Source organism: Bradyrhizobium sp. URHA0013, assembly GCF_000518345.1.
GTDB lineage: Bacteria > Pseudomonadota > Alphaproteobacteria > Rhizobiales > Xanthobacteraceae > Bradyrhizobium.
This window is the reverse complement of record NZ_JADK01000003.1, coordinates 797,141-808,918: the sequence shown is the minus strand read 5'-3', so window position 1 is coordinate 808,918 and position 11,778 is coordinate 797,141. Positions and strand designations below refer to the sequence as shown.

General features: G+C 64.5%; 13 protein-coding genes. 7 read left to right on the top strand and 6 right to left on the bottom strand.

Annotation, left to right across the window (positions count from 1 at the left end; translation table 11 throughout):
- Positions 1 to 332: 332 nt before the first annotated feature.
- Both N551_RS0104055 and N551_RS0104050 read right to left on the bottom strand, forming a co-directional pair.
- The gene (locus N551_RS0104055; protein WP_007597808.1) at positions 333 to 596 is read right to left on the bottom strand and encodes a hypothetical protein; all 264 of its coding nucleotides are present in this window, start codon (positions 594 to 596) and stop codon (positions 333 to 335) included.
- A 138-nt stretch (positions 597 to 734) separates the two neighbouring features.
- The gene (locus tag N551_RS0104050; protein WP_027565863.1) at positions 735 to 1,541 is read right to left on the bottom strand and encodes a creatininase family protein; all 807 of its coding nucleotides are present in this window, start codon (positions 1,539 to 1,541) and stop codon (positions 735 to 737) included.
- A 138-nt stretch (positions 1,542 to 1,679) separates the two neighbouring features.
- Between N551_RS0104050 and N551_RS0104045 the strand changes: the two genes are divergently transcribed.
- From N551_RS0104045 to N551_RS0104025, 5 genes are read left to right on the top strand one after another with little or no spacing between them, the layout of a single operon-like run.
- Positions 1,680 to 2,702 (top strand): ABC transporter substrate-binding protein, encoded by a 1,023-nt coding sequence (locus N551_RS0104045; RefSeq protein ID WP_027565862.1) that lies wholly within the window; start codon positions 1,680 to 1,682, stop codon positions 2,700 to 2,702.
- A gap of 10 nt (positions 2,703 to 2,712) precedes the next feature.
- Positions 2,713 to 3,558, top strand: coding sequence for an ABC transporter ATP-binding protein (locus N551_RS0104040; RefSeq protein WP_027565861.1), 846 nt, complete (start codon positions 2,713 to 2,715; stop codon positions 3,556 to 3,558).
- Complete coding sequence (locus N551_RS0104035) at positions 3,555 to 4,373, top strand: ABC transporter permease (protein WP_027565860.1); 819 nt, start codon at positions 3,555 to 3,557, stop codon at positions 4,371 to 4,373. Before N551_RS0104040 ends, N551_RS0104035 begins: the two co-directional genes overlap by 4 nt.
- On the top strand, positions 4,373 to 5,362 hold the full coding sequence (locus N551_RS0104030) for a 2-hydroxyacid dehydrogenase (protein WP_027565859.1): 990 nt from the start codon (positions 4,373 to 4,375) through the stop codon (positions 5,360 to 5,362). Before N551_RS0104035 ends, N551_RS0104030 begins: the two co-directional genes overlap by 1 nt.
- Positions 5,362 to 6,054: an AprI/Inh family metalloprotease inhibitor gene (locus N551_RS0104025; protein ID WP_027565858.1), complete on the top strand. Its 693-nt coding sequence runs from the start codon at positions 5,362 to 5,364 to the stop codon at positions 6,052 to 6,054. The genes N551_RS0104030 and N551_RS0104025 overlap by 1 nt, the downstream gene beginning before the upstream one ends.
- 68 nt (positions 6,055 to 6,122) lie before the next feature.
- Here N551_RS0104025 and N551_RS0104020 read toward each other — a convergent pair whose 3' ends face one another.
- Positions 6,123 to 7,511, bottom strand: coding sequence for a peptidoglycan-binding protein (locus N551_RS0104020; RefSeq protein WP_027565857.1), 1,389 nt, complete (start codon positions 7,509 to 7,511; stop codon positions 6,123 to 6,125).
- A 252-nt stretch (positions 7,512 to 7,763) separates the two neighbouring features.
- On the opposite strand from N551_RS0104020, the gene N551_RS0104015 reads away from it, so the two are divergent.
- Both N551_RS0104015 and N551_RS0104010 read left to right on the top strand, forming a co-directional pair.
- Positions 7,764 to 8,138: a hypothetical protein gene (locus N551_RS0104015; protein WP_027565856.1), complete on the top strand. Its 375-nt coding sequence runs from the start codon at positions 7,764 to 7,766 to the stop codon at positions 8,136 to 8,138.
- A 165-nt stretch (positions 8,139 to 8,303) separates the two neighbouring features.
- Positions 8,304 to 8,624 carry a glycine zipper domain-containing protein gene (locus N551_RS0104010; RefSeq protein ID WP_027565855.1) on the top strand — a complete coding sequence of 107 codons (321 nt, stop codon included), beginning with the start codon at positions 8,304 to 8,306 and terminating at the stop codon, positions 8,622 to 8,624.
- Here N551_RS0104010 and radC read toward each other — a convergent pair.
- The 3 genes from radC to N551_RS0103995 all read right to left on the bottom strand — a co-directional run bounded on the left by radC (position 8,621) and on the right by N551_RS0103995 (position 11,697).
- Complete coding sequence (gene radC / locus N551_RS0104005; RefSeq protein ID WP_027565854.1) at positions 8,621 to 9,334, bottom strand: DNA repair protein RadC; 714 nt, start codon at positions 9,332 to 9,334, stop codon at positions 8,621 to 8,623. The genes N551_RS0104010 and radC overlap by 4 nt on opposite strands.
- A gap of 105 nt (positions 9,335 to 9,439) precedes the next feature.
- Positions 9,440 to 10,258, bottom strand: a complete 819-nt coding sequence (gene map, locus N551_RS0104000; RefSeq protein WP_027565853.1) for a type I methionyl aminopeptidase — start codon at positions 10,256 to 10,258, stop codon at positions 9,440 to 9,442.
- A gap of 128 nt (positions 10,259 to 10,386) precedes the next feature.
- Complete coding sequence (locus N551_RS0103995; RefSeq protein ID WP_081747787.1) at positions 10,387 to 11,697, bottom strand: mechanosensitive ion channel domain-containing protein; 1,311 nt, start codon at positions 11,695 to 11,697, stop codon at positions 10,387 to 10,389.
- Between the last annotated feature and the right edge of the window lie 81 nt (positions 11,698 to 11,778).

Here is an 11,778-nt window from a genome sequence, read left to right as displayed (position 1 = left end):
CGCACTATCCCTGCCGATTCGCGGCGACCCTGTCATCAGGCTTAGGTGCTCCGCGATCGGACCTGATGATCTCAGTCCGGCGCGACTTCTTCCCAAGCCCCTGAGCCTGTTGCAAACCGTATTGCGATTAATTCGCAATAGCAACTAGTGCAGATTGCCGCAGGGGATGGTTCGCACCGCTGTGTGACGGGGCTGCAACAAAATCCCGAGGCCCCAAAACAGTTGACCCCGCCCGGGGGGACATCCGGGCGGGGTCGGGGGCACGACACGGGGTGGATGAGGCGCCCGTGTCGGACGCAGGATCCACGTGAGATCGGCCTCAGGGACTCAAATCAGAAGCAGGTACGAACGCGGCCAACGTACTGGCCAAAGGCGTTGTACTGGGCGGCCCAGCCGCAGCGGTGATAGCCGTTGTAATAGGGGTCGTTGCTGGCGGCGATCGCGGAGCCGACGACGGCGGCGGTGGCGATGCCCAGGCCGACGCCGACGCCCCAGCCGAGCGGCTTGGCTTGCGCCTGCGAGGTGGTGGCGACGACGCTGCCGGTCAGGGTGAGCGCGGTGAGAGCAACTGCGAAAATCTTGGTCTTGATCGACATGTGAAACTCCATCCGGGTTGAGGCGGTCCGTTGTGGCCGCGTACCGAGTTGGACGGAGGCTCCGCGCGTCCGGTTCGAAACCGGCAAAAGCGGAGGTCGAGTCTGGCTCTTTTCAGAATGATTCCAGGAGGATAAGCGCTAACCGAGCGGGCCTTTGGCGAGCCTGTTCACGTCGAAGTTATCAACCTCGGCAAGCAGCTCGCAAAAAGCGCGGGCGCCCTGGTCGATCAGCCGCTCGCCTTTCGCGGCGACGGCTAGCGTCGCATTGCCGACGGCGCCGCTGGGGTTGAGATCCTGCGCCTGCCAGGCGAACGGTGCGGGTCGCTGCGTCGACAGCCAGCGATATTGCTGCTCCATCGCGATGCTGCTCGCGGGAAAATCCGCGATCGCATCACCGCGCACCCGATCGGGATAGCGCGCCAGCATGATTGAGGTCTCGACTGCACCCCCGTGGATGCCGTGGCGTACTTCGTCGGCCGGGAACAGCTGGTCCGCGCCCGACAGCCGCGACCACGACGTGGTCACCACGAACAGCTTCTGATGCGCGCGAAGATCTTGCGCGATCAGCATCATGGCCGCGCTGTTGCCGCCATGGCTGGTGATGATGACGAGCTTCTTCAATCCGCGCCGCGCGATGTCTTCGCCGATCGCGGTCCATTTTTTCAACGCGACTTCAGTCGCTAGCGTCTGCGTGCCCGGATAGTCGATATGCTCGGTGGAAATCCCGATCGGTTCAACGGGCAGGAAAGTGGCCGGAACGCTTTCGGGCAGGAGCTCGCGCACCCGCGCGAGATAGGCGTCGGCGATCAGCACGTCGGTCTCGAGCGGCAGATGCGGGCCGTGCTGCTCGGTCGCCGCCAGCGGCAGCACTGCGATCCAGCGCGAAACCTCGGCTGGGCTGGCATCGGTCCAGCGGATCTCGGTCCAGTCGCGGGAAGGCGTCATCAAGGTTTCTTTGCCCGAATTTGTCGCGTAATTTGGGTTATCAGGGGACGCGGGCCAGGCCGGCTCGCGTCCCTGAATGTCTTGCGGTTTTATCGCGTTGCTTGGACATCGGCTAGAAGCGATCGACGGAGTCCCATCATGAGCCCCTCTCATCTGCGGCGAGCCTTAACGGCGGGCCTGATGGCCGCTTTGGTCTCGGTCGTTCCGGCGCGCGCCGAAACCCTGGACAAGGTCATGTTCGGCACCAATTGGGTCGCCGAGGCCGAGCATGGTGGCTTCTTCCAGGCGGTCGCCGACGGCACCTACAAGAAATATGGGCTGGACGTCACCATCGTCCCCGGCGGGCCCAACGAGAACAACCGGATGCTGCTGATCGCCGGCAAGATCGATTTCTTCATGGCCGCAAATACGCTGATGTCGTTCGACGCGGTCGCCAACAACGTCCCGGTCGTCACGATCGCCGCGGTGTTCCAGAAGGATCCGCAGGTGATGCTGACGCAGCCCGATGCCAAGGTCGCCAAGATCGAGGACCTCAAGCCGCTGACGCTGTTCGTCTCCAAGGAGGGCATGACCAGCTATTTCCAGTGGCTGAAATCCGAATACGGTTTCAGCGAGAAGAACGTTCGCCCCTATAATTTCAATCCGCAGCCCTTCATCGCCAATCCCAAGAGCGCGATGCAGGGTTACGTCACCTCCGAGCCCTTCGCGGTCGAGAAGGCCGCCGGCTTCAAGCCCAACGTGTTGCTGCTCGCCGATTACGGCTTCAACACCTATTCGACCCTGATCGAGAGCCGCCGCGACGTGGTCGAGAAGAAGCCCGACCTGGTGCAGCGCTTCGTCGATGCCTCCATGGTCGGCTGGTACAATTACATCTACCGCGACAATTCCGCGGGCAACGCCATGATCAAGAAGCTCAATCCGGAGATGACCGACGAGCTGCTCGCCTATTCCGTCGCCAAGATGAAGGAATACGGCATCGTCGATTCCGGCGATTCGCTGAAGAACGGCATCGGCGCGATGAGCGACGAGCGCTACACCTCCTTCTTCAACAAGATGGTGAAGGCAGGCGTCGTGAAGGCAGACCTCGATTTTCGCAAATCCTATACGCTGCGTTTCGTCAACAAGGGCGTCGGCGCCGAGCTGCGCCCGAGCAAGCCGTAGCGCAAGGCCGATGTCATCAGTCCAAACGTTGGCGGGGGTCGAGACCAGCCTGACGGCCCTGGCTGTCAGCCTGCGCGGCGTGACGAAGACCTATGACAACGGCGTGCTGGCGCTCGGCCCGCTCGACCTTGCGGTGCGCAAGGGCGAGTTCATTTCGTTGCTAGGACCGTCAGGTTGCGGCAAATCCACCGCGCTGCGGCTGATTGCCGAGCTCAGCGCGCCGTCGTCCGGCATCGTGAGGCTGGCGCGTCGCGAGGGTGGTGCGCAGTCAGGTCATGCTCCGCCAGGTCATATTCAACCAGGTCATGGCATCGGCTTCGTGTTTCAGGAGCCGACCCTGATGCCCTGGACCAGCGCGCGCGAGAACGTGCGGTTGCCGCTGAAGCTCGCAGGCGTTCCGAAGGCGGAAGCGCGCGCGCGTGCCGATCAGGCGTTGGCAAGCGTGGGGCTTGGCGATTTCGCCGACGCCTTTCCCCGCGAGCTCTCCGGCGGCATGAAGATGCGGGTGTCGCTGGCGCGCGCGCTCGTCACCGATCCTGATGTCCTCCTGATGGATGAGCCGTTCGCGGCGCTCGACGAAATCACGCGCTTCCGCCTCAACGACGATTTGCTCGCGCTGTGGCGCAGGCTCGGCAAGACCGTCATCTTCGTCACGCATTCGGTGTTCGAATCCGTCTATCTGTCGCAGCGCGTGGTGGTGATGACGGCGCGGCCGGGCCGCATCCAGGCCGACTTCCGCATCGAGACGGTCGAGCCGCGTGGCGAGGAGTTTCGCACTTCAGTCGCCTATTCCGATTATTGCCGGAAAGTGTCGGCGGCGCTGGCGCCGTCCTATGCAGGGCAGTCGACGCTATGAACGCGCAAGCTTCCGTCACTGCGAAGCCGTCCGGCGCGCAAACCGCGGTGCGCTTCGCGCTGCCCGTCATCGTGTTCGCGGCGGGACTGCTCGCCTGGGAGCTCGTGGTTCGGATCAAGGACATCCCGCCTTACGTGCTGCCGGCGCCCTCCGTCATATTCGTGACACTGATCAAGGATTGGTCGGTGCTGTCACAGTCGCTCGCCGCGACGCTGCTGACCACGCTCGAAGGTTTTGTCGCGGCCAGCATCGGCGGCATCGCGCTGGCGCTGCTGTTCAACCAGTCCAGATGGGTGGAAGCATCGCTATTTCCCTATGCCGTGGTGCTTCAGGTTACGCCTGTCATCGCGATCGCGCCGCTGCTGCTGATCTATCTGGAGCAGCAGACCGCGGTCGTGGTCTGCGCCTTCATCGTCGCCTTCTTCCCGGTGCTGTCGAACACCACGCTTGGGCTCAATTCAGTCGATCGCAACCTCGCCGGCCTGTTCCAGCTCTATGGCGCCTCGCCGCAGCAAACCCTGCGCTTTCTCAAGCTGCCGGCGGCGCTGCCTTACATTCTCGGCGGCCTGCGCATTGCCGGCGGCCTGTCGCTGATCGGCGCGGTCGTGGCCGAGATCGCGGCGGGAACGGCCGGGGCCGGCTCCGGGCTCGCCTACAGGATCGCAGAATCCGGCTACCGCTTGAACATACCCCGCATGTTCGCAGCGCTGCTGCTGTTGTCGCTGGCCGGGATTGTCATCTATGGGGTGCTGGCGCTAGTTTCCCACCTCGTTTTACGGCGCTGGCACGAAAGCGCGCTTGGAAAGGACAACTGATGACCACCGGTTCGATTTCGTCCGAAAAGATCGACCTCCTGATTTATGGGCCGGTCCGGCCGATCCTCGAGAACGGGTTTTCCGATCATTTCGTCGTGCACAAGGCGGAGACGCGGGGCGATCTCGAGCGGCTGACGCCGGCAATCCGCGAAAAGATACGCGGCGTGGCGGTGACCTATCACACCGTGCGCGCTGACCGGGATTCGCTGTCGCAATTGCCCAAGATCGAGATGGTGGCGAGCTTCGGCGTCGGCTACGACCACGTCGACGCCAAATACGCCGCCGAGCACAACATCATCGTCACCAACACGCCCGACGTGCTGACCGAGGAGGTCGCCGACGTCGCGATGGGCCTTCTGATCTCCACGGTGCGTGAATTCATCAAGGCCGATCGCTATGTGCGCTCCGGTCTCTGGCAGACCCAGAACTATCCGCTCAGCGTCGGCTCGCTGCGCGATCGCAAGGTCGGCATCGTCGGCATGGGCCGGATCGGACAGGCGATCGCGCGCCGGCTCGATGCCTCGCTGGTGCCGGTGGTCTATCACACCCGCAATCCGTCCAAGGACGTCTCCTACAAGCACTACCCCGACCTGATCGAGATGGCGAAGGCGGTGGACACGCTGATGGTGATCGTGCCCGGTGGCGCCAGCACGAACAAGATGATCAACGCTGAAGTGCTGAAGGCGCTCGGCCCGCGCGGTGTGCTGGTTAACGTCGCGCGCGGCTCGGTGATCGACGAACCGGCGCTGGTCCAGGCGCTCAAGTCCGGCACCATCCTTGCGGCCGGTCTAGACGTGTTCGCGGCCGAGCCGAGCGTGCCGGACGAACTCAAGACCATGCAGAACGTGGTGCTGCTGCCGCATATCGGCTCGGCCTCGGTGGTGACGCGCAACGCGATGGATCAGCTCGTGGTCGACAATCTCAAGTCCTGGTTCTCAGGCAAGGCGCCGTTGACGCCGGTCGCGGAAACGCCTTTTAAGGGGCGCTGATGAGAGTTCTTGGGGTCGTTGCATTCACCGTCGCGGCCTACTTGGCCGCGATCGGCCTTGCGTTGGCGCAGGATACGACGACCCTGAAGAAGGAAATGCCCGGGCAGTGGGAGCTCTCCACCACCGAGCGCAGCAAGACCTGCGTCGTCACGCTCAAGGCCGACGCTGCGGCTCAAGGCTTCAAGCTCGAGCTGGAGCCGGCCTGCAAGGCCGCGCTGCCCTTCACCAAGGATATCGTCGCCTGGAGCGTCAGGGGTCTCGACATCGTCCGCCTGCAGGATTCGAGCGGTGAAGCCGTGATCGACTTCACCGAGGTTGAGGCCGGGATCTTCGAGGGCCTGCGGCAGGGCGAGGGCGTCTACATCCTGCAAGATCTCGCCGCCGCCCGCTCGATGGCGAAGTCGATGGACCAGATGATCGGCGACTGGTCGATCGTGCGCGGCAACGGCCAGCCTGTCTGCGGGCTGACGTTGACCAACACCGAAGCCGGGCCGGACAATTTCCAGGTCTTCCTCAAGCCGAAATGCGATGCGGCCATTGCGCAGTTCAACCCGACGCAATGGCGGCTCGAGCGCGGCCAGATCATCCTGCTGTCGAAGGCCGGTGAGGCCTGGCAGTTCGAGGCCGACGACAACGCGCAATGGCGGCGCGTCCCCGATACCGCCGATCCCCTGATCATGCTGCGCCAGTAGGCGCCGCGAAACGCGAGCTTATCCTGAGCGCCCGCCATAGGCGGGCGTCTCGAAGGGACGGCCGCAGGCTACGTCGTCGGCTTGGGCGGCGGCGCGGTGCCCTGGGCCCACTTCTCCATCTTGCCGAGCACGCCCCAGGCCGTGAGCGCCAGCGAGATCGGCATCGCGAATTGGCCGAGGCCCGGCACCGCCGACACCAGCGTCCCGAGCAACCCGGCAAGACCGCCAGCGTTGGGGCTCGCCGTCACCGAAGAGAGCAGCGCTGTGATCAGCGAGCCGCCGATGCCGAGCGCAGTCTTCTTGCCGTCGAGCATCTTGCCGATGGTATCGCCGAGCGCGCCATTGACCTGGCCGAGGACAGGCTTGCCATCCCGGTTGAGCAAGGTGCCGAGCAGGTCGACGACCTGCTTCAACTGATCGACGGGGGCGGGGCTGGTCGGGGTGAGGGGTCCTGGCATGGGGGCCGTCTTGTTGACGAGGGAAAATAGCCGTTCGAACAGGCTGATCGGATCATTGGTGGCGGGCAGCGTGTTGCCCGATGCCGTCGTTGCCGGGATCACGGCGCCGACCGGCGGCCGCAGCAATTGCGCGAGGTCCTCCAGCCGCTTCATGATCCTGGACACATCGCCGCTCGATCCGGTGGGGCCCGACTGCACAGCGCGCGTGAGGGCGGCGACCGTGGCGCCGTCGAGAAGTCCGGTATCCCTCAGGCCGTTCTGCTGCTGAAACTGCGACACCGCGGCCCTGGTCTTCGGTCCGCTGACGCCGTCCTCGGCGAGCGGCGGATTGGCGCCGAGCTTGTTGAGCGCCTGCTGCATGAGAACGATCGTCGACGCGGCGTCGTCCTCCGGTTCGGCGCGGCTCGCGAATTGCGGGCTGCCGTCGAGGGTGATCGAGGAATCCAGCGACATCATTGCATGCAGGATCACCGCGGTGCCGAGCTGGGAATCGACGTGACCCGAATCGAACACATGATCGCGGACGAATTTGCCGGCTCTTGCCTCGGGCGGGCCATACAGCGTCGAACCGCCATAGAGATAGGGCGAATTGCAGCCCTTAGCGTGATAGCCGAAGCCGTTGAACCCTTCGAGCCGGAACAGAATCCGCGCGATCCCCCAATCGTGAGCGCCGACGAAATTCTCGATTCTGAAGGCGTCCACGGCGCCGTCCACGAACGTGGCAAACGGACCGCGCCCCTTCGGAACGAGCGTCGTCACGCGATGAAGCGTTTCGCCGTTGCCGAGATAGGTGTCGAAATCGAAATTGGACTCGCGGTAGTGGCAGAGGGCAGCGAAATACCAGGGGACGCCGGTCAACCGCTCGATCTGCTGATAGGTCGCCTTGCCGTTGACGGCCTTGCGTGCGACCGCGTTCGCGTCGGAGAGGCGTGCAGGCCGGATCTCGAGATTGGCCCAATTCTGCTCGTATTCGCTTTTCAAACTCTCGAATGAAATCATTTTCCGCTCCCGCAATGAATGGATTTTGCAACCGCGCGTCAGTCGAAATGAACCAGGTGCCGTGATCAGGGCGTGAGACCAGCGTGATCTCCCGCAAGTCTGGCAGGCCGCCGGGGCGCCGCGTGTGAAGTGGATTACAACCTCGCCGAGAAAATGAGCGGCAGGACGGGGATCAGGGCGGCAGCCCGCGAGGGAACCGAAAGGGCCGCTGCTCGGTTAGCGACGCGAGACAGTCCGGCAACGGAGCCCTGCATGACCACGCGCGTCCTCGCGATCGGCATCGAACCCGGCAACGCGGACTACAGTGCATTCCCGCAGCTCACGCCGGCGCTCGTGCGCGACTATATCGATGCGCAACTGCTGCGCTTGCGCGATCTCGGTTACGAAGTCACGAGCTGCCTGATCGATCTCGATGCCGCGGCGGAAGCCGCCGTCACGGCAGCGCTGCGCGAGGAGAATTTCGACTGCATCGTGATCGGCGCGGGCCTGCGCGAGCCCAGGGAGCGCCTGCTGCTGTTCGAGAAGGTGCTCAACCTCGTCCACCGCCTGGCGCCCGACGCCGCGATCTGCTTCAACACCACGCCGGCCGACACCGCCGAGGCGGTGCAGCGCTGGGTCGATGCTTGAGATGAATGGGGACGGCCCGCGCTGCACACGGGGCGTGGCCTGAGCCGCCTTCGAGCCGAGCCTCCGACGCCATCGCGAGAAAGTGCCGGGTCCCGGCATGGTGATTTGTCTGGTCCGAATCCGGCTGCGGCGCTATGACTCGTCTGACCACAGGGGAGGGCGAGCATGCTTCGAGGTCTTCGCATTGGAAGTTTCGCTATCGTGTCCTGTCTGGCGGTCGTGATCGCGATGCCGGCTCATGAGGCGGCGGCGCAGGACGCCATTGGCGGTGCCATCCTCGGCGGCGTCGGTGGAGCGATCGTGGGGGGCGCCATCGGCGGAGGCCGTGGCGCGGCCATCGGCGCTGTCGTCGGTGCCGGCACGGGCGCTGCGATCGCCTCCGAGGGCGAACGCCGCCGCTCCGGCTATTACGCCTATCAGCGCGGCTGCTACATGCAGCGCCGGGACGGCTCCTACGTCCCGGTCGATCCGCGCTATTGCTACTAGATCAGCCGCATCCCGCGCAAACTCGCATGCCCGCTCTTGCCGACGATGATGTGGTCGTGCACCGCAATCCCGAGCGGCTTTGCGATGTCGATGATCGCCTTGGTCATCTGGATGTCGGCCTGTGAAGGGGAGGGATCGCCTGAGGGGTGGTTGTGCACCAGGATCAGCGCCGTCGCGGACAATTCCAGCGCGCGCTTGATCACCTCGCGCGGATAGACCGGGGTGTGATCGACGGTGCCGGTCTGCTGCACCTCGTCGGCGATGAGTTGGTTGCGCTTGTCGAGGAACAGCAGGCGAAACTGCTCCTTCTCGGCGAACGCCATGCTGGTGCGGCAATAGTCGATCACCTCGTTCCAGGACGACAGCGCGTTGCGGCTGTTGACCCCGCCCTTGGCGACGCGATGCGCCGCCGCCGCGAGCAGCTTGAGCTGGTGGATCGCGGATTCGCCGATGCCGTCCACCTCGCGCAGGCGCGCCACCGGCGCATGCACGACCTCGGCAAACGAGCCAAAAATCTTGATCAGCGACTTCGCCAGCGGCTTGGTGTCACGCCGCGGCAGCGCCGGAAACAGCGCCATCTCCAGCAGCTCGTAGTCGCTGAGCGCGTCCGCTCCGGCGCTGTAGAAGCGCTCGCGCAGCCGTTCGCGATGGCCGAGATAGTGCGGCGCTTCTTCGGGCTTGCTCTTGTCGTGGTCGGGCTTGGCGGGCATCGGCCGCCAGCATTGCCGCGGATAACCGTTTTTGCAACCGTCAATTGCGCCGGCAAATCCGGTTCACGTCAGCCGGCGATCCCGAAGGTCAGCCGCCAGCCGCCCTCACCCGATCTGCTTCTCGCCGTGCCGCTCCGACAGCGTGAAGATCTCGACGCCTGTCGCGGTGACGCCGACGGAATGCTCGAACTGCGCCGATAGCGAGCGGTCGCGGGTCACGGCGGTCCAGCCATCGGAGAGGATCTTCACATGCGGCTTGCCGAGATTGATCATCGGCTCGATTGTGAAGAACATGCCGGGCTTGAGCTGCACGCCCTCGCCGGGCCGGCCGATATGGATGATGTTCGGCTCGTCGTGGAACATGCGCCCGAGGCCATGGCCGCAGAAATCGCGCACCACGCTCATGGCCTGCGGCTCGACGAAACTCTGGATGGCATGGCCGATGTCGCCGGTGGTGGCGCCGGGCTTCACCGCGGCGATGCCGCGTATCATCGCCTCATAGGTCACCTCGATCAGCCGCTCGGCCTTGCGGGCGATCGGGCCGACTGCATACATCCGGCTGGAATCGCCGTACCAGCCGTCGACGATGAAGGTGACGTCGATGTTGACGATGTCGCCCTCTTTCAGCGGACGGTCGCCGGGCATGCCGTGGCAGACCACGTGGTTGAGCGAGGTGCAGGTCGAATAGCGGTAGCCGCGATACATCAGCGTCGCCGGATAGGCATTGTTGCTGAAGGCGAAGTCGCGGACGAACTGGTCGATGCGGTCGGTCGGAACGCCGGGCCCGACGATGTCGGTGAGCTCGTCGAGGCACTTCGCCACCAGCGCTCCCGCCTTGCGCATGCCGGCAAAGGCGCTTGGTCCATGCAGCTTGATCTGCCCGGTCTTGCGGAGCGAGGTATCGGTAGCTTCGACGTAGCTCATGCGGATGCGGTCTTCTCGGCACGGGGCCGGTATCGAGGTGGGCGCAAGGGTCTGATTTAAGGCCCTAATTTAATGATCGCGAGCCTGCATGCAAGCCAAGCTTGGCGGGCATGCGCCCGAAAACCGGTTCAATTCGGGACTTCTACGGTGGTTTCCACCGGCAGCGCACCGCCGCGGATGCGGATTTCGCGGACGGGGTAGGGAACCCGGATGCCCTCGCGCTTGAAGGCGTCCCACAGCGCCAGCATCACGTCGCTCTTGACGTTGTCCATGCCGTCGGGGTCGGCGATCCAGAAGGTCAGCGAGAACTTCATCCCGGCTTCGGCGAACTCGGTCAGGATGGAATTCGGCGGCTTGCCCTTCTGCGCGCGCGGATGCGCGGCCGCGGTCTCGGCGGCGAGCTTGCAGACCAGCCGCGGGTCCGCGTCGTAATTGGTGCCGAAGGCGATTTTCACCAGCGTGTTCTTGTCGGTGTAGGTCCAGTTGACGACTTTTTGCGTCACCAGATCCTCGTTCGGCACCAGGAATTCGCGGCCATCGCCTGCGGCGACGGAAATATAGCGCGTCTTCATCGCGCTGATTCGCCCGGTGTTGTCGCCGATGGTGACGAGATCGCCCGGCTTCACCGATTTGTCGGCGAGCAGGATGATCCCCGAGATGAAATTGGCGACGATCTTCTGCAGGCCGATACCGATGCCGACACCGACCGCGCCTGAGAACACCGCGAGCGCCGAGAGATCGATGCCGACCGTGCCGAGCGCGATCACGATCGCGACCGCAAGCAGGCCGATGCGGATGATCTTGACCAGCAGCACCTGCACCGATGGCGTCAGATCGGTGGTCGAGTTGATCCGGCTCTCGGCGAAATTGCTGGCGATGTTGGTGAGCCAGAGCGCGATGAGCAGCAGCGCACCGGCCTTGATCACCAGCAGCGGCGTCAGCCGCAGGCCGCCGAACACGATGGCGAAGGAGTCGAGCAGGTCGACCGTCGCATCGAGTTGGCCGAGGATCGAGAGCGCCGCGACGAACCAGGCCGTGATCGACACCAGCTTGACGATGAAGGCGTTGCGCAGCACCGAGGTCAAGAGCCGGATCGCGAGCCAGGCCAGGCCCAGCTTGGCGGCGACCATCAGGAGATAGCTGCGGCTCGGCCAGGTCGCGTGGTACATCACCACGCGGGAGACGATCACGAGCAGGGTGAACGCGGCCGTCGAGGCGCTGGAGACCATCACCCGGACGAAGTGCCGGAGCGGCAGCGGCCAGCGCATCGCCAGCGAGGTCATGTCGACCCGGCTGCGAACGGCGGCTTCCGCGGCATAGGCGATGCCGGCCGCGGCCAGAATGAGCCCGAATTGCAGGTAGAACCAGGGCGAGGAGATTTCCGCCCCGACGCTGCGCGCGGTGGTCCGCACGAACTCCATGAAGTCTTTGAGGTCCATGTCTATCGGTCTCGTCGGGGAGCGGGCGGGAGGCATTGATTCGAGCGCGCCGGAGAATCCCACAAAGGGCGCGGCCGGACC